This window comes from Siccirubricoccus phaeus (genome assembly GCF_008360935.1).
Classification (GTDB): domain Bacteria; phylum Pseudomonadota; class Alphaproteobacteria; order Acetobacterales; family Acetobacteraceae; genus Siccirubricoccus; species Siccirubricoccus phaeus.
Window position 1 is genome coordinate 144,391 of the sequence record NZ_SRXO01000008.1, and the last position, 22,367, is coordinate 166,757.

General features: G+C 70.8%; 21 protein-coding genes. 3 read left to right on the forward strand and 18 right to left on the reverse strand.

What is annotated here, in order from left to right:
* The first annotated feature begins 35 nt into the window (after window positions 1-35).
* On the forward strand, window positions 36-926 hold the full coding sequence (locus E5N76_RS13370) for an SDR family NAD(P)-dependent oxidoreductase (RefSeq protein ID WP_207791968.1): 891 nt from the start codon (window positions 36-38) through the stop codon (window positions 924-926).
* Window positions 927-1,024: 98 nt separating this feature from the next.
* Here the strand turns inward: E5N76_RS13370 and E5N76_RS13375 are convergent, their stop codons facing one another.
* The 14 genes from E5N76_RS13375 to pcaDC all read right to left on the reverse strand — a co-directional run bounded on the left by E5N76_RS13375 (window position 1,025) and on the right by pcaDC (window position 16,044).
* Complete coding sequence (locus tag E5N76_RS13375; protein WP_207791969.1) at window positions 1,025-1,885, reverse strand: DMT family transporter; 861 nt, start codon at window positions 1,883-1,885, stop codon at window positions 1,025-1,027.
* Between the two features lie 6 nt (window positions 1,886-1,891).
* Entirely contained in the window at window positions 1,892-3,139 is a 1,248-nt protein-coding gene (locus E5N76_RS13380) for a M20/M25/M40 family metallo-hydrolase (protein WP_149537803.1), read from the reverse strand.
* 272 nt (window positions 3,140-3,411) lie between these two features.
* Window positions 3,412-4,644 (reverse strand): flavin monoamine oxidase family protein, encoded by a 1,233-nt coding sequence (locus E5N76_RS13385; RefSeq protein WP_187830146.1) that lies wholly within the window; start codon window positions 4,642-4,644, stop codon window positions 3,412-3,414.
* Between the two features lie 8 nt (window positions 4,645-4,652).
* Window positions 4,653-5,678, reverse strand: coding sequence for an MBL fold metallo-hydrolase (locus tag E5N76_RS13390; protein ID WP_149537805.1), 1,026 nt, complete (start codon window positions 5,676-5,678; stop codon window positions 4,653-4,655).
* A gap of 237 nt (window positions 5,679-5,915) precedes the next feature.
* Window positions 5,916-6,926 (reverse strand): KpsF/GutQ family sugar-phosphate isomerase, encoded by a 1,011-nt coding sequence (locus E5N76_RS13395; protein ID WP_149537806.1) that lies wholly within the window; start codon window positions 6,924-6,926, stop codon window positions 5,916-5,918.
* Window positions 6,927-7,664: a 3-deoxy-manno-octulosonate cytidylyltransferase gene (locus tag E5N76_RS13400; RefSeq protein ID WP_149537807.1), complete on the reverse strand. Its 738-nt coding sequence runs from the start codon at window positions 7,662-7,664 to the stop codon at window positions 6,927-6,929.
* Window positions 7,661-8,503: a 3-deoxy-8-phosphooctulonate synthase gene (kdsA, locus tag E5N76_RS13405; protein ID WP_149537808.1), complete on the reverse strand. Its 843-nt coding sequence runs from the start codon at window positions 8,501-8,503 to the stop codon at window positions 7,661-7,663. The genes E5N76_RS13400 and kdsA overlap by 4 nt, the downstream gene beginning before the upstream one ends.
* A 484-nt stretch (window positions 8,504-8,987) precedes the next feature.
* Window positions 8,988-9,932 carry a hypothetical protein gene (locus E5N76_RS13410; protein ID WP_149537809.1) on the reverse strand — a complete coding sequence of 315 codons (945 nt, stop codon included), beginning with the start codon at window positions 9,930-9,932 and terminating at the stop codon, window positions 8,988-8,990.
* A complete protein-coding gene (locus E5N76_RS13415) occupies window positions 9,929-10,660 on the reverse strand; it encodes a polysaccharide pyruvyl transferase family protein (protein WP_187830148.1) in 732 nt (243 codons plus the stop codon). Before E5N76_RS13415 ends, E5N76_RS13410 begins: the two co-directional genes overlap by 4 nt.
* A gap of 114 nt (window positions 10,661-10,774) precedes the next feature.
* Window positions 10,775-11,875, reverse strand: a complete 1,101-nt coding sequence (locus tag E5N76_RS13420) for a polysaccharide pyruvyl transferase family protein (protein ID WP_187830149.1) — start codon at window positions 11,873-11,875, stop codon at window positions 10,775-10,777.
* Between the two features lie 305 nt (window positions 11,876-12,180).
* Entirely contained in the window at window positions 12,181-13,527 is a 1,347-nt protein-coding gene (pcaB, locus tag E5N76_RS13425; RefSeq protein WP_149537812.1) for a 3-carboxy-cis,cis-muconate cycloisomerase, read from the reverse strand.
* A 140-nt stretch (window positions 13,528-13,667) separates the two neighbouring features.
* Window positions 13,668-14,201 carry a protocatechuate 3,4-dioxygenase subunit alpha gene (gene pcaG, locus E5N76_RS13430; protein ID WP_149537813.1) on the reverse strand — a complete coding sequence of 178 codons (534 nt, stop codon included), beginning with the start codon at window positions 14,199-14,201 and terminating at the stop codon, window positions 13,668-13,670.
* The gene (gene pcaH / locus E5N76_RS13435; protein ID WP_149537814.1) at window positions 14,198-14,893 is read right to left on the reverse strand and encodes a protocatechuate 3,4-dioxygenase subunit beta; all 696 of its coding nucleotides are present in this window, start codon (window positions 14,891-14,893) and stop codon (window positions 14,198-14,200) included. The genes pcaG and pcaH overlap by 4 nt, the downstream gene beginning before the upstream one ends.
* Window positions 14,890-16,044, reverse strand: a complete 1,155-nt coding sequence (gene pcaDC / locus E5N76_RS13440) for a bifunctional 3-oxoadipate enol-lactonase/4-carboxymuconolactone decarboxylase PcaDC (protein WP_149537815.1) — start codon at window positions 16,042-16,044, stop codon at window positions 14,890-14,892. The genes pcaH and pcaDC overlap by 4 nt, the downstream gene beginning before the upstream one ends.
* Before the next feature lie 390 nt (window positions 16,045-16,434).
* Here pcaDC and cobA point away from each other — a divergent pair, with 390 nt between their 5' ends.
* Window positions 16,435-17,217 carry a uroporphyrinogen-III C-methyltransferase gene (cobA, locus tag E5N76_RS13445; protein WP_207791970.1) on the forward strand — a complete coding sequence of 261 codons (783 nt, stop codon included), beginning with the start codon at window positions 16,435-16,437 and terminating at the stop codon, window positions 17,215-17,217.
* 111 nt (window positions 17,218-17,328) lie between these two features.
* Here cobA and E5N76_RS13450 read toward each other — a convergent pair whose 3' ends face one another.
* The 4 genes from E5N76_RS13450 to E5N76_RS13465 all read right to left on the reverse strand — a co-directional run bounded on the left by E5N76_RS13450 (window position 17,329) and on the right by E5N76_RS13465 (window position 21,293).
* Window positions 17,329-18,654: a TRAP transporter large permease gene (locus E5N76_RS13450; protein WP_149537816.1), complete on the reverse strand. Its 1,326-nt coding sequence runs from the start codon at window positions 18,652-18,654 to the stop codon at window positions 17,329-17,331.
* On the reverse strand, window positions 18,654-19,145 hold the full coding sequence (locus tag E5N76_RS13455; RefSeq protein ID WP_149537817.1) for a TRAP transporter small permease: 492 nt from the start codon (window positions 19,143-19,145) through the stop codon (window positions 18,654-18,656). The genes E5N76_RS13450 and E5N76_RS13455 overlap by 1 nt, the downstream gene beginning before the upstream one ends.
* Before the next feature lie 10 nt (window positions 19,146-19,155).
* On the reverse strand, window positions 19,156-20,193 hold the full coding sequence (locus tag E5N76_RS13460) for a TRAP transporter substrate-binding protein (RefSeq protein WP_149537818.1): 1,038 nt from the start codon (window positions 20,191-20,193) through the stop codon (window positions 19,156-19,158).
* Window positions 20,194-20,405: 212 nt separating this feature from the next.
* Window positions 20,406-21,293 carry a 2-dehydro-3-deoxygalactonokinase gene (locus E5N76_RS13465; RefSeq protein WP_149537819.1) on the reverse strand — a complete coding sequence of 296 codons (888 nt, stop codon included), beginning with the start codon at window positions 21,291-21,293 and terminating at the stop codon, window positions 20,406-20,408.
* 155 nt (window positions 21,294-21,448) lie between these two features.
* Between E5N76_RS13465 and E5N76_RS13470 the strand changes: the two genes are divergently transcribed.
* A complete protein-coding gene (locus E5N76_RS13470) occupies window positions 21,449-22,291 on the forward strand; it encodes a universal stress protein (RefSeq protein ID WP_149537820.1) in 843 nt (280 codons plus the stop codon).
* Window positions 22,292-22,367: the final 76 nt, after the last annotated feature.

Consider the following 22,367-nt stretch of genomic DNA (forward strand, 5'->3'; position numbering starts at 1 on the left):
GTTGCCGCTTCCGCAACGGGGCGGCGGCGTGTGGGTTGCGTGGCGAAGGGGGCGAGGCTGGCCAGGGCGGGCCGGCGCTGCTCTACTGCCGCATCGCCACGCCGGATCCGCCGGCGGGCAAAGGGAGGAAGTATCCGATGGATTTCACCGGCAAGGTGGCGGTGGTGACCGGCGGCGCCAATGGCATCGGCCGTGCCGTGGTGCAGGGCTTCGTCCGCGGCGGGGCCAAGGTGGTGATCGTGGACCGTGATGCCGCCGCGGGCGAGGCGCTGGCGGCGGAATGCGGCAAGGCGGCGATCTTCCGCACGGCGGACGTGACCAAGGCAGCCGACGTGCAGGCCTATGTGAAGGCGGCGCTGGAGAATTTCGGCGCCATCGACTGCTTCCACAACAATGCCGGCATCGAAGGCAAGGTGGCGCCGACCGCCGAATATGACGAGGCGATGTTCGATGCGGTGATGGGCGTGAATGTGAAGGGCGTGTTCCTCGGCCTGCGCCATGTGCTGCCGGTGATGCTGAAGCAGGGGCGCGGCGCGGTGGTGAACACGGCTTCCATTGCCGGGCTGGTGGGCACGCCGGGCATGCCGGCCTATGTCGCCTCCAAGCATGCGGTGATGGGGCTGACCAAGGTGGCGGCCGGCGAGGTGGGGCCGGCCGGCGTGCGGGTGAATGCGGTGTGTCCCGGCCCGATCTCCACCCGCATGGTGCAGGAGATTGCCCGCCAGGTTTCCCCCAACAATCCGGAGGGCATCGAGCGCGCCTATTCCGCCGGCATTCCGCTGCGCCGCTACGGCGTGGCGGAGGAGGTGGCGAATGTCGTGCTGTTCCTCTGTTCCGACCTCGCCAGCAACGTCACCGGCGCCCAGTATGTGGTGGATGGCGGCCGCACCGCGACGCCTGCGGGCATCGTGCGGCAGTTAGACTAGGTAAACTCAAGGGTTCCAAGGACCTTTCGGCCCTTGGCGGGTGGAAGTTTGAGGGAGGGTCGCGCCATGAGGCGCGCCTCGCGGCGCGACGCCCTCCCTCAAGCTCTGGCCTCGCGCCGCGCGATCCAGGTGGTGCTGGCGAAGATGATCGCGCCGCCCAGGAAGGTGGCCTGGCTTGGGGTTTCCGCCCAGACCAGGAAGCCGAAGACCGAGGCCCAGACCAGTTCCAGGAAGCGGATGGGCTGCACCACGGACATCTCCGCCAGTGCGAAGGCCCGTGTCAGGCAGATATGCCCGGTGGTCCCCAGCGCCCCCGCCAGCAGGAACAGCGCCCATTGGACGGGCGTGGGCCATTCCCAGTTCCATAGCGCGAAGGGCAAGCTGAACAGCGCCACCATCAGCGACTGCCACACCACGATGACATGCGGCGTGTCCCGCCGCGTCAGCGCCTTGGTGATGAGGAAGGAGGCGGCGAAGAGAGGCGCCGAGGCGAGCATGACGAGGTTGTAGGGCCCGCCCGCGCCGGAGAGCTGCGGCGAGACCACCACCAGCACGCCGCAGAAGCCAATGGCCGCCGCCACCCAGCGCGCCGCCACCGCGCGCTCCCCCAGGAAGACCATGGCGCCGAGCATGATGAAGAGCGGGGTGGTGAAGCTGAGGGCGGTGATCTCCGCCAGCGGCACATGCGGCACCGCCCAGAACCACAGCAGCAGGCCGGAGGTGTGCAGCGCCCCGCGCCAGAATTGCCCGATGACGTTGTGCGGCCGGTAGGCAGCCAGGCCGGCGCGCCAGATGAAGGGGAACATGACGACGACGCCGGCGGAGTAGCGCAGGAAGCCGGTGACGAAGGGGTCCATATGCTGGGCCAGCCAGCGCAGCAGCCCGTTCAGCAGGATGAACAGCACCCCGCTGGCCAGCATCCAGAGCATGGCCTGGAGACGCAGGCTGGTTTTGGCCATGGGACGTCAGGCGGCGAGGAAGTCCAGCGCGGTCAGGGCGTGCACCTGCGCCACCTGGCGCAGCTCCTCCACCAGCACGTATTCATCCGCTCCCCCCATGTTATGCGGGGTGGGACCATAGACGATGGTCGGCAGGCCGGCCATGCGGTGCAGCCGCGCATCGCTGCCGCCGACGCGCATATTCACCGCGCAGGGGGTGCCCAGCACCTCGGCTGCCACCGCGGCGGCGCGGCGGACGATTTCGTGGCTGGGGTCGGTGTGGCTCGGCTCGAAGCGGCGGAGGATGCGGCAGGTGACGCCTTCATGCGGCGCCAGGGCGGCGGTGAGAGCGGCCTCGGCCTCGGCGCAGGTGATGCCGACCGGCAGGCGGATATCGGCGCCGGCGCGGGCGGCGGCGGGGACCAGGTTGGTGGAAGTGCCGCCCTCGATGCGGCCGATATTGACGGTGACGGCGGCGAGCACCTCGGCCTCGCCGGCGCCGGAGAGGGGCTCGCTGATCGGCTGGGCGGCGGCGATGGCGGCGGTGACGGCGGCGGGGGGGCGTGGCTGCAGGGCGCGGAGGCCGCGCACCGCATCCAGCGCAGCGCAGAGGCGGTCCAGCGCGTTGATGCCGAGATGGACATGGGCGCCGTGGCTGGCGCGGCCGGTGGCTTCCAACTCGATCCACAGAAAGCCCTTCTCGCCGAAGCGCAGCACGCGGGGGCTGCCGGCATCGCCGATGATGGTGGCGTCGCCGCGGGCTTCCGGGCTGTTTTCCAGCAGCCACTGGCTGCCGAGGGGGCCCATGGATTCCTCGTCCCCGGCGAGGGTCAGCACCGCCTCGCCGCGCCACAGCTCGCGGTGCTGCGCCAGCAGGGCCATGGCGGCGATGGAGGCGGCGAGGCCGCCCTTCATGTCCGCGGCGCCGCGGCCGTAAAGCCGGCCCTCGCGCAGCAGCCCGCCCAGGGGCGGGACGGTCCAGGGCAGGGCCTCGTTCACCGGGTAGGTGTCGAGATGGCCGTTGAAGACCAGGCGGCGGCCGGGGGCATGGCCACGGAGGATGGCGACGAGGTTGGTGACGCTGTCCGAGGTAGGGTGCAGCGCGATCTCGGCGCCCGGGACGTTGCGGCGGATGAGGGCGGCGGCGGCCTCCGCGACGGCGCGGGTGTCACCGGGCGGGTTGGGGGAGGGGATGGCGACAAGGGCCTGGGTCATGGCCACCACCTGCGCCTCGCAGGCGGCGGCGCGGGCGGCGAAGGCGGCGCGGTCGGTCATGCGCCGCAGCATGGGGCTTTGCCGAGGTTTCGGCGAGGGGGCTGGCGGGCGGCCTTCCCTCCCCCGCTTTGCGGGGGAGGGTCAGAGTGGGGGTGAAGTCCCCTGGGCCGGGGTGGTGGCAAGCACTCCCACCTCGGCCCTCCCCCGCAGGACGGCGGAGGGAGGGCCATTAGAGCAGATCGCCGGAGGGCGGCATCGCCCGGAGGCGTGAATCTGCTCTACAAGCCATAAGCTAGAGCGGTTTCGCGCTGCACAGTCAGCGTGAAACCGCTCTAGCCCAGCGCAGCGCTCACGGCCTCGGCCGCTGCCTCGCCGCTTTCCCAGGCGCCGCCGACGGTGCCGGCATAGCGGGTGTGGCAGGCCTCGCCGGCGAAGCGCAGCTTGCCCTCCATGGGGGCCGCCCGGGCCAGCACCGCCCGCGCCCCGGCGGCGCCGACATGGGCATAGCTGTAGCCGCCACGGAACAACGGATCGGCGGGCCAATGCGCCACCGTGGCGGGCTCCGGGAATACCCGCGCCACTGCCGCGGCGCCGAAATACCGCGCCAGCTCCGCCCGCGCCGCGGCCTCGGCCGAGGCGGCATCGGGCAGGGAGTCCGCCAGCCGGCCGCCGATATAGGCCATCGCCCAGGGCCGGCCGAAGGGCCAGAGCACCCAGGAACAGGGGCGGTCCCCCGGCCCCTCGATCATGCGCCCCAGCCGGGCGAAGGGCGGCAGGCCGAAGCGCTCCTCCCCCGCCGCCCGCAGCGCCACCTTCATCACCGGCGCCAAAGGCAGGCCGGCAATCGCCCGGGTCACCACCTCGGGCAAGGGCGGGTCGAAAACCAGTTCCGGCAGCACGCCGGTGCCGAGGGTGACGATCGCCGCCCGGCCGCGGAACTCACCCGCCCCGGTCTCCGCCACCATCCCGGCGGCGAGCCGCTGCACGCGGGCGCCGAGGCGGATCGGCAGCCCCTCGGCCAGCCGCGCCACCAAGGTGCCGATGCCCTCCCGCACCATCAGATTCTGCCCGTCCAGCACCGTCGCCACGTAGTCGATGAGGCTGCTGCGCTCGGATTCCACGCCGTTGATGATGGCGCCGAACCAATGGTTCACCGTCGCGTCCCAGCGGCCGCCGCGCGGTGCCGCCTCGCCCAGGCTGGTGTCCGGGCCGCCCGCCGCGGCGCGCACCGCAACGGCTGCCTCCCAGGCATCGCAGGCGGCCTCATAGGCGGCGCGGTCGGCGGCCGAGGCGGGGCGGCCCGCGGCCAGCAGAATGTCGCGGCGGCGGCGGCCGTCGTCATAAGGGGTGAAGCCCAGCTCGCGGGCCAGGGCGGTCAGCGGGTTCGCCTCCGCCACATGCAGCCAGGAGGCGCCGAGATCGAGCCCCGCCGCATCCGTCCAGGCGCGGCCGCCGACCCGGGTGCCGGCCTCCAGCACCAGGCAGCTCCGCCCCAGCGCGCGCAGCCGCCGCGCCGCGGCAATGCCGGCGGCGCCGGCGCCGAGCACCAGCACGTCAGCGTCCATCGGCGGGGTCATCGCGTGCGGAAGCGCCAGACTTCCCCTTTCTCCACCGCCAGCCGCCCCTGGCGTTCAAGCCGGCGGAGATGCGCCAGGGTCTCGCCCACGGTGAAGCCGATCTGCGTCATCTCCCCGGCGGCGCGGGGGAACAGCACCTGCGCCGCCTCGAAGGCGGTCAGCTTCTCGCGGCAGGCTTCGGCCAGGGTGTCCAGCCGCTCTGCATGGTGGCCCGCCAGCGTGTCCAGCCGGCGGTGCAGGGTGGAGAAGGGCTCGCCATGGGAGGGCAGCACCAGCGTGGCCTCCGGCAGCGGCCGGAAGCGCTCATTGCTGGCGAGGAAATCGCCCAGCGGATCGGCTTCCGGCTCGCCCGGATGCAGGCCGATATAGGGCGAGATGCGCGGCAGGATCTGGTCGGCGGAAATCAGCACGCCGCGTTCCGGCGAATGGAGCGTCGCCATGTCCGGCGCATGGCCGGCGCCGGTCACCACCTGCCATTCGCTGCCGCCGATGGTGATGGCGCGGCCATCCTTCAGCGCGTGGAAGCTGCGCGGCAGCTCTGCCACATTGCGCTGGTAGAGCGGGCCGCGGCCCTCGACGAAGGAAAGGTATTCGGCCGGGCAGCCGGCCCGGGTGTAGTGGGCGATCTGCTGCGCCATCATGTCCGGGCCGCTGTCGTACCAGAGGGCGCGGGCCATCAGCCATTCGATGCGGGTGATGTGCGGGAAGATGCCGAAGCGCTCGCAAAGCCAGCCGGCGAGGCCGATATGGTCTGGGTGGAAATGGGTGATGAGCAGGGCGGTGAGGGGCTTCCCGCCGAGCGCCGGCTGGGCCAGCACCTGGTCCCACAGCTCCCGCGTGGTGCGGCTGGCGATGGCGGTGTCGACCGCCAGCCAGCCGCCATCATGCTCCAGCAGCCAGATATTCACATGGCCGGGCGGGAAGGGCAGCGGCATGCGCAGGCGCAGCAGGCCGGGCTGCACTTCGCGCACCTCGCCCGGCGGCGGGGCTTCGGGCGCGAGGGTCGAAGGAAGGTCGGGCATGGCGGCAGGCTACACCCGAAGGGCACGGGAAGCACCCTCGAGGGGTGGGAAGAATGGGGGCTCCGCCCCCCAACCCCCACCAGGGGCTCTGCCCCTGGACCCCGCCGGGGGGGAAGAGCTTCTCCCCGGACCCCGCCCTGAATCTGCTGTTCAGCCTGCCGACCAACGCCGGAGGGGGGATCGGTCCAGTCCCCGGCAGGCGGGCGTACTGCCTCCAACGGCAAGAGCCCCGGCGCGTCAGGCGACTCCGGCGGATAGCAGGTGATGCAGGTGCAGGACGCCGACGGGGCGCTCTTCCTCCAGCACCACGAGCTGGCTCACCTTCCGCGCATTCATCTCCTTCAGCGCGGCGCTGGCGATGCGGTCCGGCGGCGTGGTCAGGGGGCGGAGCGTCATCACCTCGGTCACCGGGCGCTTCAGGATGCCGTCATGCATGTGGCGGCGCAGATCGCCATCGGTGATGAGCCCGGCCAGCCGGCCATCCGCCGCGGTGACGACGGCGCAGCCCAGGCTGTGGCCCGTCATCGCCAGGATGGCGCGGGACATGTCCGCGTCTTCCTCCACCAGCGGCAGGTTGGGCGCCTTCTGCATCAGCTCGCCCACCGTCATGAGCTGGGCCCCGAGCTTTCCGCCCGGATGGAATTGCGCGAATTCCTGCGGGGTGAAGCCGCGGCGGTCGAGCAGCGCCATGGCCAGCGCATCGCCCAGCGCCATCTGGATGAGGGTGGAGGTGGTGGGCGCCAGGCCGTGTGGGCAGGCTTCCGTGATCGACGGCAGCAGCAACAGGATGTCCGCCGCCTTGGCGAGCGCGCTGTTGGCGCCGCCGGTCAGGGCGATGAGCTGCACCCCGTGCCGGCGGGTGTAGTGGATGATGTCCCGCAGCTCCGCCGTGCCGCCGGACCAGGACAGGGCGAGGACGACATCGGCCGCGGTGAGCATGCCGAGATCGCCATGGCTGGCTTCCGCCGGATGCAGGAAGAAGGCCGGCGTGCCGGTCGAGGCCAGGGTGGCGGCGATCTTGTTGCCGACATGGCCGCTCTTGCCCATGCCGGTCACGACGACGCGGCCGGAGGTGGCGATGATGGTCTCGACGGCGGCGGCGAAGGCATCGCCCAGGCTGCCGTCCAGCGCCTCCGCCAGGGCCTGCATGCCGGCGGTTTCCACCGCCAGGGTCGCCGCCCCGGTCTCGCGGATGCGGGCGGCCTGCTCCGGGCTGGGCTTGCCGGCCTTGGCGCGTTCGATGGTCATTCAGCTCCCCCGCGATGCAAGTATGGTACGAGCGCGTTCCAGATCCTCGGCGGTATCGACGCCGAGCGGCACCACATCCACCTCCATGGCGTCGATCCGCATGCCGGCTTCCAGGGCGCGGAGCTGCTCCAGCTTCTCCCGCTGCTCCAGCACCGAGGGCGGCAGGGCGACGAAGCGGGAAAGGGCGGTGCGGCGCCAGCCATAGAGGCCGATATGGTGCCAGAGCGGCCCCTCGCCCCAGGGCGCCGTCGCCCGGGTGAAGTAGAGCGCCCGGTGCCGCCCGCCGCCGAGCGGGCTGCCGACGAATTTCACCACCTGGGAGGCGGTCCGCTCCTCCTCCCGCGTGATTTCGGCGACGAGGGTGGAGAGCGCCACCTCCGGCGTCTCCAGCGGCGCCAAAGCGACGCGGATGGCGCGCGGGTCGATGCTCGGCAGGTCGCCCTGCACGTTCAGCACCACGTCGTAGCGGCCATCGGGGTCCAGCCTGCCGAGCGCTTCCTGGATGCGGTCGGAGCCGGAGGGGTGGTCGGCGGCGGTCATCACCGCCTGGCCGCCGGCGGCGCGCACCGCCTCGGCAATGGCGGGGGTATCGGTCGCCACGGCGACGGGGCCGCAATCCGCCTCCAGCGCCCGGCGCAGCACATGGACGATCATCGGCGCGCCATGGATGTCCGCCAGCGGCTTGTTGGGCAGGCGGGTGGAGGCGAGGCGTGACGGAATCAGGACGATGGGATTCATGCCCGGGCGCGCGCCTTGGCCAGCCTGTCGAAGGCCATCAGCTCCTCGATCAGCGCCGGGAAGGCCTTCAGCGGCACCATGTTGGGGCCGTCGGACGGGGCGTTGTCAGGGTCCGGATGCGTCTCGATGAAGAGGCCGGCGACGCCGATCGCGACCGCCGCGCGGGCCAGCACCGCGACGAATTCCCGCTGCCCGCCGGAGGAGGTGCCCTGGCCGCCCGGCTGCTGCACGGAATGCGTGGCGTCGAACACCACCGGCGCACCCATCGCCGCCATGATGGGCAGGGAGCGCATGTCCGAGACCAGGGTGTTGTAGCCGAAGGAGACGCCGCGCTCCGTCGCCATGACGCGCGGATTGCCGGCGCCGGTGACCTTGGCGAGGACGTTCTTCATGTCCCAGGGCGCGAGGAACTGACCCTTCTTGACGTTCACCACCCGGCCGGTGGCGGCGGCGGCCAGCAGCAGATCGGTCTGGCGGCAGAGAAAGGCAGGGATCTGCAGCACATCCACCACCTCGGCGACCGGGGCGCACTGCTCGCGCTCATGCACATCGGTCAGCACCGGCAGGCCGAATGTCTCACGGATCTCGGCGAAGACCGGCAGGGCGGCAGCGAGGCCAACGCCGCGGGCGCCGGCGGCGCTGGTGCGGTTCGCCTTGTCGAAGCTGGTCTTGTAGACGAGGCCGATGCCGAGCTTGTCGCAGATCTCCTTCAGCGCCGCGGCCATTTCCAGCGCATGCGCCCGGCTTTCCATCTGGCAGGGGCCGGCGATGAGGGCGAGGGGCAGATGGTTGGCGAAGCGGACCTCGCCGAGGGTGATAACGGGGTCTGGAGAGGGCATGCGAAGCTGATCCATTGCGGCCGCCAATTTGCCTAGCACAGATGCGCAGTAAGTTGATGAAGTAAGTTGTCGCCCGGCGGCGCCTCGCCGAATGGGCCGCCCGCCCCGGCAGTGGCGATCAGGTCCGCTGGCACGTATCGAAGTGGAATCGGGTGACTCCCGAAGCATTGCTCGGCGGGTATGGAACTGGCCATTCCTGGCACAGCGGCCGGCGCGGATTGGTGGCCACTTTGCGGGCCTGGACATGATCTACCGAGCGACGGCCGGCAAGAATCCGCCGGCAAATAGCTGGGGCGGCGACTTCAGAAATCGCCCGAGATGTGACCGGGCTCATCGCCAGAACGAACCGCATGCCAGGACTGCAGTTCGCGCAGCGAAGCGGGATCAGACTGCCGGGGGCCGTGGCGTGGCCCGCTCAAGCGAATCTGGCGAGCCAGCCAAAGCAGCGGCCATTGGCCGGCGCGCGCTACATCGCCGAAAGCGACTAGGCGACCGGCGGAAGCTGCTCCACCGGGGCGGCGGGCTCTGCGGGCCCACCGATCGCCAGGCTGTCATTCTCGTCAGCCGGCGCCACCATGGCGGGCGCTTCGGCCGGCTGAGGGTAGGGCCGGGGAAGACCGCCAACGCCGAGCGACCGCCGCTCCAGGATGAAGCGGCGAAGCGGGCTGGCACGATGCGGCGGGATACGCTTGAGGTAGGCGATCTTGCCTTCCTCCATGATCTTCTCCACGCGCTCGATGGTCAGCGGCGGGTGGTGCGGCTCGAAGGTTCTCGAACGGGACGGAGCGAATTTGTAGGCGAACTGCCTGAAGCGGGACAGGTAGGTCGGAATGATGGTTTCTTCCTGCGGATAGAAGGCCGGCAGGTTGCGCATTGCGTCGAGCGAATAGATGTCGAGCAGGCGGCGCACGAAGCCGCCGAAGATATCCGCGCGCACCGCCATGCCGTCCACGCGCACCGCCACCGGGTCCCCCAGCCCATGCGCCTCACGGAAAGCGGTGAAGCCGGTATCCTGCTGGACCTGCTCATGCCAGCGCCAGCCCTTGGCCGTGGGAATGGTGTTGTTCAGCAGGATGTCGTGGCTGGCGACGTACCGGTCCATATCGGTGCCCACCACGAGATTCGCGGGGGACAGGATCTGGAAATGCGTGAACGGCCGCCGCAGCGTCATGGTCAGGTAGAGGAAGTTGGACACCTGCATCGGCAGCGTATTGCCCCATTTCGTGGGCATCTCGACGTCGTTCCAGTGCACGTCGGGATCATGCATGTCGACGCCGGTGGCAGCGGCGTGCTTGAGGAATTTCTCCTTGTTGTCCCGCGACACATGCACAACGAGAAAAGCGTTCCCATTGTAAGTGTAGCGGATGTTGCTCATCAGCTCCATCACCACATGGGGCATCTCGTGCACGGTCAGCGAGATCGCAATCACTGCAGCAGGTCCTGAACCTTGTTATAGAAGGAAAGGTTGTGCGCGCGGCAGTCCTGCAGCGCCTCGGGATAGGCAGTTGCTTCGCGCATGCGGTCCCGCCAGGTCTCTTCCGTCGCCATCGTCGGCGGGTATTTGTAGCCGAAGAATTTGGACGAATAGGGCAGGCACACGACCTTGCGGCCCAGCAGGGTGGCCCAATAGGCGCCGTGGTAGGAGTTCGTCACAACGACGGCCCCGCTGGCCAGGAACGCTATGGTCTCCGCCAGGCTGCCGTCGTTATAGGATTTCGGGATGCCCTGGATGTTCGGTTCCGTCAGCTTCTTGTCGTAGTTCACGAAGAGCACGGCGTCATGCGCGATGTCGTACGACTTGTCGAAGTGCTCCGACATGCAGGAGACACAGGGCACGTACTCGCCGCCCTTGCGACCGTATTCGCGCAGGCCGATGAGATCCAGCCCGCTCGGTGGGGCCGGGTGCCGCTCCGTTCCGTGTTGCGACGACCCGATCCCCCAGGCGATGCGGCGCCGGGCCTCGACCTTGCGCTGCGCGCCCTCTTCGCCGCGCATGGCGAATTCGATGGCGCCACCGCCGAAGATGACGGCATCGCATGGCGGGATCCTGTCATTGATGTTGAACACCTGCGCTTCCGGAAACTGGAAATACAGCGCAGGTGTACACATGCGGTCGCCGACGTTCTTCGTCCTGTGAATATGCGCGAAGGCAATCATCATGAACCCTCAACGACAGGTTCGGGCCCGACACGATACGCTCTCACCGATGACTGGGGACGGGTCAAGCTGGACGGGACCATTGGCTTGGTGACGATTCGCCGTTCCTGACCGTCACTGGATCAGGCGCAGCACATTTGCGGAAACCTCAAGATCGGCCGCCTGCAGGACGCCCACATAGCTCGCGCACAGCCGGCGCCGCGTCTCGGTGTAGGCCTCGGCGTCGAACCTGAAGTAGTCCATGACATTGTGCCGCGTCAGCGGGCCGTTGATGTCCTTGTAGTGGCAGACCGGGATCTGCATCGTCTGGCACATCTCCAGCGTGCGGCTGTCATGCGCGATGCAGGCGGCCGGCACGCCGGCCTGGATCGCCAGCATGGCGCCGTGGAACCGGGTGCCGACCACGAAGTCGAAGCGGCGGAGGAAATCCATCCATTGCCGCACATCGGCGAAGGCATAGGCGTAGCGGCTGCACCAGGTCCTGAATTCCTCGGTGGTGCTGAGCGGCGCGATGTAGTTCCGGCACAGCTCGAGCCGCTCCGGTGTCATGCTGTCGAATTCGCGGCAGGCCAGCTCGATCATCTCGATGCCGTGCTGGACGATGTAGGCGCCGTCGGTCAGCGTGACGATGTCGGCCAGGTCGTGCTCGATGGCGGCGAGCTGGGCGACGTGCGGAATGCCGGCCGCCACCGCGATCCGCCGCGGCCGCCGCCGGAAGCCGGCCGCCAGCTTGGTCGCCAGCGCCGGGTCGCCGCTGATGAAATTGGACGGGCAGCCGGTGACCGTCACCGCATTGCCGAGCCCGAGCTTGGCCACCTGCGCCCGGGTGTAGTCGCCGCGCAGGCCGATATTCGGGTGCGCGGTCGGGGCGCGGCTCGCCAGCTCCTCCAGCCAGGCCCGCGTGCCGGCGTCCAGCACGATGTCCTGCTCATAGGAATCCGCCTGGGCGCCGAGCCCGAGGCCGAGCACCGGCAGGTCGATCGCCCGCAGCCGTTCCGCCGCGGGGCCCAGCTTCATGTGGCGGCCGAGCTGGTTCGCCAGCGGCAGCACGACAATATCGCCAGCGTTACGAATCGCCGAGGGCGAATTGCCCAGGTAGAGCAGGGCCGGCCCGGACAGGCTGCGGGCGACGCCGTAGCGGAAGGCCAGGTTGCCGGTGTTGCCGCCGACCCGCTCGAAGATCGTGCCGGCGGACATCGGCTCGTGGTCGAGCACGTAGGGATTTCCGTCGAGGATTACGGGCCGTCGCTTGGGCACTGTTCCACTCCTGCTGCAACTCTGCCGGCGCAACATCTTCCGTGCCCGGTGCGAATCCGCCACCTGCGCGGCATCCTGTTCCATATCGGGTGTCTGCCCGCAGGACCTCGCCAGTCTCCTAACGTCCGCTTCGCGTAGCGAATACGGTGCACCGACCCCAGATACAGCCAATCCCGCAAGGGACAAGGCCACATTATGTAATTTCGCGGGGAATAGCTACCACTACGCCCGGTTGTGGTCGTACCGTGCGAAGGCCCGCGGCGCTACCCCAGCCGCGCCAGCACCCGGTCCACGAAATCCCCCGCCGCGCCCAGATAGCTTGCCGGCTCGGTCAGCTTCGCCAGCGCCGCCGCATCCAGCCGGCCCGCCAGCGCGGGCTCCCGCCCCAGCGCCGCGGCCAGGCTGATCCCCTCGGCCAGCGCCAGGTCGCAGGCGCGGTTGACCACGTGATGCGCCTCGCCGCGGCCCAGCACCGGGGCGAGGCCCATCATCACCGCCTCGCCCATGATGAGGCCGCCGGTGCTGTCCAGGTTGCGCCGCATCCGCGCCGCATCCACCACCAGCCCTTCCGCCAGCACCCGGGCGCAGGAAAGCGCGCCATGGGCGAGGAGGAAGGACTGGCCGATCGCCAGCGCCTCCGCCTGCCAGGGGCCGGTGCCGCGTTCCTGGTCCTGCGCCATGGCGGCCAGCATCTGCGGCACCAGCGCGTGCACGCCGCGGCTCTGGGCGATGATGTATTCGCAGGAGATGGGGTTGCGCTTCTGCGGCATGGTGGAGGAGCCGCCGCGGCCGAATTGATGCGGCTCCGCCACCTCCGCCACCTCGTTCTGCATCAGCAGGATGACATCGGTGGCGAGCTTGGACAGCGAGCCGCAGACCAGGCCGAGCAGCGAGACCGTCTCCGCCAACCCGTCCCGCGCCACATGCCAGGGCACGTCCGGCACGGCGAGGCCGAGCTCCTCCGCCAGCCCCGCCTGCACCGCGAGGCCCTGCGCGCCGAGCGAGGCCAGCGTCCCCGCGGCGCCGCCGAATTCCAGCTTCAGCACGCGCGGGCGGAGCTGGGCGAAGCGTTCCCGCATGGTGATCAGCGGGCTGAGCCAGACCGCGACCTTGCAGCCGAAGGTGGTGGGCAGGGCGTGCTGCAGATGGGTGCGGCCGGCCATCACCGTATCGCGATGCGTGCGCGCCATGGCGGCGAGGCCGGCGATCACCGCCTCCAGCTCCGCTTCGATCAGAGCCAGCCCGTCACGGATCTGCAGCACCACGGCGCTGTCCATGATGTCCTGGGTGGTGGCGCCCCAATGCGTCCAGCGCCCGGCCTCGGCGCCGGCCAGGGCGGAGAGCTGCTTGACCAGACCGACCACCGGGTAGCCGGTGTTGCGCGTGGCGGCGGCCAGGGCGGGCAGGTCCAGCCGCTTCGCATCCGCCGCCGCGGTGATCGCCTTCGCCGCCGCCTCCGGCACGATGCCGAGCTTCGCCTGGGCCCGGGCCAGCGCCGCTTCCACATCCAGCATGCGCTGCAGGAAGGCCATCTCGCCCATCGCGGCGCGCATCGCATCGGTGCCGTAGAGGGCCCCCAGCACGGGGCTGTCGGCGGGATTGACGCTCATCTCTTGCGATGCTCCTCGGTCCGGGCGCCGGGGGCGAGCGCTGCCGGCGACAGCGCCACCCCTGCCCGCCAATATCCGGCCCGAAGCCATAGGCAAAGGGGGCGACGAAGTCGATCCGCCGATGGCGCGGCGCCACCGGGTCATACCTCCAGGAAGACGGTCTCCCCTTCGCCCTGCAGCCTGATGTCCAGCCGCCAGGTGCCAGGGCCTTCGGGCCGGGCGATCAGCGTGCCGCGCCGCGCCGCCGGCACGGCGTTCAGCACCGGGTCCTGCTCGTTCAGCGCCTCGCCGGCGAAGTAGAGCCGGGTGACGAGCTGGCTGAGCAGCCCGCGGGCGAAGAGGGAAAGGGTGACATGCGGCGCCTGGAAGACATTGCCCGCCGCCCGCACCGGCCCGGGCTTCAGCGTGGTGAAGCGAAATTCGCCATTGGCATCGGTGGCGCAGCGGCCGAAGCCGTGGAAGGCGCCGTCGTACTGCCCCTCCGGATCGGCCTGCCACAGCTCCACCATGGCATCGGCGCAGGGCGCGCCATCGCCATCCGTGACGCGGCCGAGCAGGGTGATGCGCTCCCCCGCGATGCCGGCATTCGGCCCGTCGCCGCGCAGCAGGTCGGCCCATTCGGGGAAGTCGATCAGGTGCCAGTAGGGGCCGGCGGTCTGGCTCGCCGTGCTCATGCCGGGTTCTCCATCGGCGTCGCCTGGCGGCCGCGCAGCACGATGTCGAAGCGGTAGCCCAGCGCGTATTCCGGCTGGGTGATGTCGAGGTCGAAGCTGGCGACCAGCCGGCTGCGCGCCGCTTCGTCCGGCACGCAGTTGAAGATGGGGTCCAGCGGCAGCAGCGGGTCGCCGGGGAAGTACATCTGGGTGATCAGCCGCTGGGCGAAGCCCTGGCCGAACAGCGAGTAGTGGATATGCACCGGCCGCCAGGCATTGTGGTGGTTGCGCCAGGGATAGGCGCCGGGGCGGATGGTGGTGTAGCGGTACCAGCCCTCGGCATCGGTGAAGACCCGGCCCTCGCCCTTGAAGTTGGGGTCGAGCGGCGCGTCGTGCTGGTCCCGTTCATGGTTGTAGCGGCCGGCGGCATTGGCCTGCCAGACCTCCACCATGGCGCCCTGCAGCGGGCGGCCAGCCTCGTCCAGCACGCGGCCGGCGACGATGATCCGCTCCCCCTGCGCTTCCCAGCCCGGGCCTTTCGCCAGGTTGGCGTTGGACGGGTAGAGCGATTCCGTCATCCGCGGCGCGGCCAGCTCCGTCAGCGTTGGGGCGATGCGGATGGGGGCCTGGTCCGGGTGGCGCTTATGGGTGCTGCCATAGGCGGGCGCATCCAGGGGCGGCTGGCTGCCTGGGGCGACCGGTGCGTAGCTCATGCCTCCTCCATCTCCCGCAGCGTCTCCTTGGCGATGCGCAGCGCGCTGTTGCCGGCGGGGATGCCGGCATAGGCGCTGACCGCCAGCAGCACCTCGGCGATCTCCTCCGGCGTCACGCCCGTATTCCGCGTGGCGCGGACATGCAAGCGGAACTCCTCATGGTGGCCGAGGGCGGCCAGCATGCCGAGGCAGAGCAGGCTGCGGTCCCGGTAGGAGAGGCCCGGCCGCGTCCAGACCCGGCCCCAGACGCCTTCCAGGATGTAGTCGCGGAAGGGGGCATCCAGCGCGGTGAGGTTGGCCTCGGAGCGGGCGACATGCGCCTCGCCCAGGATGCGCTTGCGCACCAGCATCCCGGCCTCCGCCGCCGCGGCGGGCAGGGCGGTGACCTCCTCCATATGGCCGAGCACGGCGCGGGTCATCGCGCCTTCCTCCTCGAGATTCGGGATATGCGCGGCTTCCGGGATGATGACGAGCTTGCTGCCGGGAATGGCGGCCTGGATGGCGCGGGCGGCATCCGGCGTGGTGGAGGGGTCGCGGTCCCCGACCACGATGGTGGTGGGGCAGGAGAGCCTGCCCGTCAGCTCCTCTCCGGTCACGCCCTGCAGCGCGGCGGCGCAGCCCAGCCAGCCCACGGGGTCGGTGGTCAGCAGCATGCGCTTCAGGGCACGGGAGGAGGCGAGGGAGGTGTCCAGCACCCAGCGGGCGATGGTGGCATCGGCCACCGCCGCCATGCCGCCCGCGCGGACGGCATCCATCCGTTCCTGCCAGCCGGCGGGGCCGCCGAAGGAGAGGGCCGTGTCGCAGGGCAGCAGGGAGAGCGCGCGCTCCGGCGCCAGCGCCGCCATGCGCATGGCGATATGCCCGCCGATGGAAACGCCGCCGAGATGCGCCTGGCCGATGCCAAGCGCATCCAGCAGGGCGAGGCCGTCGCGGGCGAGCTGCTCCATGGTGTAGGGGCCGGGCGGGGCGTCGCTGAGGCCATGGCCGCGCATATCCATGCGAATGACGCGGAAACGCTTCGCCAGCGCCGCGGCCTGCGGGTCCCACATATGCAGATCGGTGCCGAGGGAATGCATGAGCAGCACGGGCGGGGCGCGTTCCGGCCCCTCCGCCGTGGCGTGGACGCAGACATCGCCGAGCTGGACGAACATGGGGCGCTTCCTCGTCTTCGTGGTGATTGAGGGGGAGCTCTGCTCCCCCTCGAACTCCCCCTCGCCAAGGGCCGAAGGGCCCTTGGAACCCTTGAGTTCGGCGTCTCGACCGCCGGCTCCAGAACTCATGGTTTCCAAAGGCCCTTCGGCCTTTGGCGGAGGAGAGCCCGAGCGGGGGCAGCGCCCCCTCTCGGCACCTGCGAGGGTCGCCCGGCACGCCAGGCCGGTCAACAGCCGGGCACAATTCCCTTGCCTCTCGGCTGGCCATTGCCTAGGGCGTCGGCATCGGCGCCAGCAGGCCCGATGCGGGGGCAAGGCAAGGGCGTCTCTCCCGCCCGAGGTGACTCGAACCAGCGGGCCAAGGGCGGCCCGCGGCACGCGCGTGACAGCATGACCTCTCGAACCGCGAGCGGCGCCGGCATGGCCGGCCGCGCCTTCCTGGTGGGCGCCGGCCCGGGCGATCCGGACCTGCTGACGCTGAAGGCCGCCCGGCTGATCGGCGAGGCTGACGTCCTGCTGTTCGACAGCCTGGTGGGGCGGGAGATCCTCGCCCTGGCGAAACCCGGCGCGCGGCTGGTGGATGTCGGCAAGCGCTGCGGCCGGCCTTCGGCGCAGCAGGCGGCGATCAACCGGCTGATCGCCACCCATGCCCGGGCCGGTCGGATGGTGGTGCGGCTGAAGGGTGGCGACCCCTTCGTCTTCGGCCGCGGCGGCGAGGAGCTGGCCAGCCTGCGCGCGGCCGGCGTGGCGGTGGAGGTGGTGCCCGGCATCACCACGGCGCTGGCGGTCGGCGCCGCGCTGCAGGTGCCGCTGACGCATCGCGGCATGGCGCGCGGCCTGCACTTGCTCACCGCCCATACGCGGGAGGGCGAATTGCCGGCGCATGACTGGACGGCGCTGGCCCGGGGCGGGACGCTGGCCATCTATATGGGCGTGCGTACCTTGCCTTTGCTGGCGGCCCGGCTGCTGACCGCCGGCATGGCGCCGGAGACGCCGGCCATCGCCGTGCAATCCGTGACGCTGCCGGAGGAGCGCCGCATCCCCGGCACGCTGGCCGATATCGCCGACCGGGTTGCGGCGGCGGGCGGGGAGGGGCCGACCCTGGTGCTGATCGGCGAGATCGCCGCCATGGCCCTGCCGGCTGCCGGGACATCCTGGGTGGCGGCCGCCTGAGACAGGCGGCAGGCGGCGCCGCGCCCCGGCCGAACGGCCCTGATCGCGGCCTGCGCGCTGCCGTCCACCAATCCTGCGCGCGCGGCCGTCCGGCCCTTCGGGCTGCCGGTATCAGCCCAGCAGCCGCACCAGCCACAGGCTCAGCCCCGGAAACAGCACGCACAGCCCCAGCCGCAGCAGATCCATCGCCAGGAAGGGCAGCACCCCGCGATAGGTGCGGGCGATCGGCACGTCCCGTGCGAGCGAGCTCACCACGAAGACGTTCAGCCCGATGGGCGGCGCCGTCAGCCCGATGCCGACCACGATCAGCACCAGGATGCCGAACCAGATCGCGGTCGGCTCCGCCCCGCCCAGGCCGAAATCCAGCGCCGTTACCACCGGGAAGAAGATCGGCAGGGTGAGCAGGATCATCGCCAGCTCATCCATCACCGCGCCCAGCAGGATATAGGCCAGCAGCAGCAGCCCCAGCACCCCATAGGGGGGGAAGCCCTGCTCGCCGATCCACATGGCCAGCAGCTCCGGCGCCGAGGTCAGGGCGAGGAAGGCGTTGAACACCTCGGCGCCGAGCAGGATGACGAAGATCATCGCCGTGGTCTCGGCGGTGGCAAGCAGCGCCGAGACCACCTCGCGCCGTCCCAGGGTGCGGCGGGCCAGCCCGACCGCCAAGGTGGCGATGCAGCCGATGGCGGCGCTTTCGGTGGGGGTGAAGACGCCGCCATAGATGCCGCCCACCACCACCAGGGCGATCAGCAGCACGGGGATGACGTTGCGCATCGCCTGCCGCTTCTCCGGCCCGGTGGACCGCGCCGCCGGTGGCACCAAGGCGGGCCGCGCCCGCACCAGCAGGAAGATGGCGAGGATGTAGAACAGCGCCGCCAGCACGCCCGGGATCAGCGCCGCCATGAAGAGCTTGGCGATGTTCTGTTCCGTGCTGATGGCATAGACCACCAGGATGACCGAGGGCGGGATGAGGATGCCGAGCGTGCCACCCACCGCGATGGTGCCGGTGGCGAGGCCTGGGTCGTAGCCATAGCGCCGCAGCTCCGGCAGGGCGGCGCGGCCGAAGGTGGCGGTGGTGGCGACCGAGGAGCCGCAGACCGCGCCGAAGGCGGCGCAGGCGCCGATGACGCTCATCGCCATGCCGCCACGATGATGGCCGACCAGGGCATTGGCGGCGGCGAAGAGGTCCCGCGCCAGCCCGCCCCGCTCCGCCAGCGCGCCCATCAGGATGAAGAGCGGGATGACCGAGAGGGTGTAATTGGCGAAGAGATGCCAGGGCGTGGTCTTCAGGTAGTTCAGCAGCACCGCGGCATCGACGATCCAGACATAGCCGCCGGCGCCCACCAGCAGCATGGCGAGGCCGACCGGGCAGCGCAGCGCGATCAGCGCCAGCAAGGCGGCGAAGCCGAGCGCGGCCTGGAGGAATTCCGGCGCCATCAGCCGCGCCCCCGCAGCAGGCGCCAGGCCCAGTACGCCGCCGCCAGGGCCGTCGCCGCGAAGCAGAGCCCGCCGAGGCCGATGGCCCACCAGGTGGGCAGGCCGAGCACCATGGTGGTGGTGCCGCTCGCCAGGGTTTCCCGCGCGCCGACCAGCAGCCGCTCCGCCAGCACCGTCGCCGCCGCCAGCCAGACCAGGGTCCAGAAGGCGTCCACCAGGGCGTTCACCCGGGGCGGGAGCCAGGTGGTGAAGGTGTCCACCAGGATATTGCTGCGCGTCAGCGTGCCCCGGGCGAGGAAGCCCATCACCGCCAGGCCGGAGCCGAGCGAGACCAGCTCGAAATCCCCAGGAATGGGCTGCGACGTGGCCCAGCGCTGCAGCACGGACCAGGTGGAGACCAAGGCGGTGGCCAGCAGCACGGCGCCGCCCGCCAGGGCCAGCGCGCTGCCGAGCCGCGCGACCGGGCCGCGCGGCGGGGCTTGCTCCTCCATGCGCCGCCCTTCAGCCGATGCCGGCGCCGTGCTTCGCCACCAGCGCCCGCGCCTGCTCCAGCAGCGCCGCGCCGTCCAGGCCGCGTTCGCGGGTTTGCGCCAGCCAATTCTCCACCACGGGCTTCGTCGCCTCCACCCAGCGGGCCTTCTCGGCCTCCGTGATGACGGTGATCTGATTGCCGCGGCGGCGGGCCTCCGCCTCCACCACCGGGTTGCGCTCATCCCAGGGCACGGCGGCCATGCGGGCGGCGGCGGCGCCGCTGTTGGCGTCCAGCACGGCGCGCAGCTCGGGCGCCAGCTCCGCGTACTTCGCCTTGTTCATCGCCAGGATGAAGGTGGCGATGTAGAGCGTCGGGCTGCCGGGGATCTCGGTGTGGAACTTCACCATCTCCTGCAGGCGGATGGAGGGCACCACCTCCCACGGCACCACGGCGCCGTCGATGACGCCCTGGCTCAGCGCCTCCGGCACCTGTGGCACCGGCATGCCCACGGGCGCGGCGCCGAGGGCGCGCAGCGCCTCGCCATTCAGCCGGGAGGGGAAGCGCAGCTTCAGGCCGCGCAGATCCTCCATCACCTTCACCTCGCGGCGGGCGTGGATCAGCCCCTCGCCATGGCCCCAGACGCAGAGCGGGTGCACCTCGCGGAATTCCTCGCGGAGCTGCGCCTCGGCGAATTCCTGCACCGCCAGACAGTTCACGATGGCCTTCTTGTGGGAGACGAAGGGCAGCTCGAACACCTCGATGCGCGGGAAGCGGCCGGGGGTGTTGCCGGGCAGGGTCCAGATGATGTCGGCCACGCCGTCCCGTGCCTGGTCGAAAAGCTGGGGCGGGGCGCCGCCGAGTTGCATGGCGGGGAAGATCTGGATGCGCAGGCGGTTATTGCTTTCGCGCGCGACCTTCTGCGCCCAGGGCTGCAGGAAGAAGCGGTGGACGTTGGACACCGCGGGCAGGAAATGGTGCAGGCGCAGCGTCACCTCCTGCGCCGCGGCGCCGCGGCCGAGGAGCAGGGCAGGGGCGGCAAGCAGGGCAAGCTGGCGGCGGGTAGGCATAGGCGTTTCCCCGGTTCTGGGTTGTGGGGCGGTGGTTTCACCCGAAATGGGGATGGATGCCAGATGTTTCGCCGACCGAGGGAGGCTCTGCCTCCCTCGGGCTCCCTCCGCCAAAGGCCGCAGGGCCTTTGGAAACCATGAGTTTTGCGCTTCGACCGTCGGGTCCAGACTCAAGGGTTCCAAGGGCCCTTCGGCCTTTGGCGGGTGGGGGTTTAGGAGAGGGCAGAGCCCTCCCTCAACACTGCGATTGAATGGAGCCCCCGCGCCGCCAGATCCACGTCGTCCAGCCTCCAGGCAAGCCCGTATTCCTCGAAGGCCAGCGCATAGGCTTTCGTCAGCGCTTCCGCCCCCGCCAGCAGCACGGTCCCCGCAGGCTGCACCGCACCGATCTCGTGCCCGATGAGCAGGCCGGAGAGGTACGACGCCGTCTCCGCCGCCGAAAGCTCCCCCATCAGCCCCAGCCCGCGCGTGCCGAAGAGGTGGTGCAGCAGCCCGCCCGCCTCCCTGGCCCGCCTTACGCCCCGGCGGAAGGCGGCGGCATCGGTCGGCCCCGCCCCCGCCATGCGGCCGAGGATGCTGTGCGCCAGCAGCACTGCCCGCACCTCGCCCGTCATCTGGGTAGCGAAGCGGCTGATCCGCCCCCCTTCCAGCCAGGCCCATTTGCTGTGGGTGCCGGGCAGGCAGGCCAGCGCCGGCGCCTCGCCCAGCGCCGCCAGCAGGCCGATCAGCTTGGTCTCCTCCCCCCGCATCACATCCGGCACCCCGCCCGCATCCCGCGCCTCCAGCCCGGGCACCAGCCACAGCTCGGCGCGTTCATGCGGGATGCGGGTGAGGCAGGCGGCGATCTCCGCCGGTCCGGCGGGGCAGGGCAGGTAGGGCGCTTCCACCCAGCCCTGCCGGCTGCCCACCATGCCGCAGAGCAGCACCTGGCTCTCCCCCTGGGCGAGCCAGGGCCCGATCGCCGCCTCCAGCGCCGCAGGGAAGCCGCCGGCGGGAATGGTGAGGATGCCCGCCTCCCGCTCGATGCGGCCGAGGATCGTGCCGTCGGCGGCCAGCCGGTAGGCGCGGAGGGAGGTGGTGCCCCAATCTATGCCGATCATGCCGCATGGGTAGCAGGGCGGGCCGGCGGGCGCAGCCTTCCTGCCCCTCGGCGGGAATTCGGCGGGGTTTGACTCCGATCAAGTCCGCGGGCCCCGGCTGTGGGCAGACTGCCCGGCATGCGTCACGCGGGCGCCATTGGGTGAGAGGACAGGCGATGTCGTTCAAGGACCTTCTGGTGCATCTGGACGGGACGGACCGTTCCGCGGAACGGCTGCGGCTGGCGGCGAGCCTGGCGCGGCAGCACGGCGCGCACCTGACCGGACTGTTCGTCGTGGATGCCATGCTGCCGGCGCTGGCCGCCGCCGATGCCAGCGGCGCGGCGGCGGCGGCGCTGATCGACACGCTGCGGAGCGAGGAGCTGGCAGCGGCGGCAAAGGCCGAAGCCGCCTTCCGCGAATGCCTGCGGCGGGAGGACCTGCCGGGCGAGTGGCGCCAGGCGGAGGGCAGCACGGCTGAGGTGGTGACCTGCCATGCCCGCTATGCCGATCTCACCATCCTCGGCCAGGAAAGCCCGGATGGCGTGCCCCCGGGCGCCGGCGTGGTGATCGAGCAGGTGCTGTTCGGCGCCGGTCGGCCGGTCCTCGTCGTGCCCTATGCCGGGCGGTTCGAAAGCTGCGGCCGGCGCATCCTGCTGGGCTGGAATGCCAGCCGGGAAGCGGCCCGGGCGGTGCAGGATGCGCTGCCCTTCCTGGCCAAGGCCGCCAGCGCCACCGTGCTGGTGGTGAACCCGGAGGACTCGCCGGGCAGCCATGGCGAGGAGCCGGGCGCCGACATCGCGCGCTACCTCTCGCGCCACGGCGTGACGGTGGAGGTGGAGCGCATCGCCGGCGCCGATATCTCGGTGGGCGACATCCTGCTGAACCGGATGGCGGAGCTGGATGTCGATCTGCTGGTCATCGGCGGCTACGGCCATTCGCGGCTGCGCGAATGGGCGCTGGGCGGGGTGACCCGCCAATTGCTGGGGGCGATGACGCTGCCCGTGCTGCTTTCCCACTGAAGCCTGCCCCCTGAAGGCCGCCGGCGCCGCCGGCCGGGCAGCCCGGTCCACCAACGAAGAGAGGAGAACCAGATCC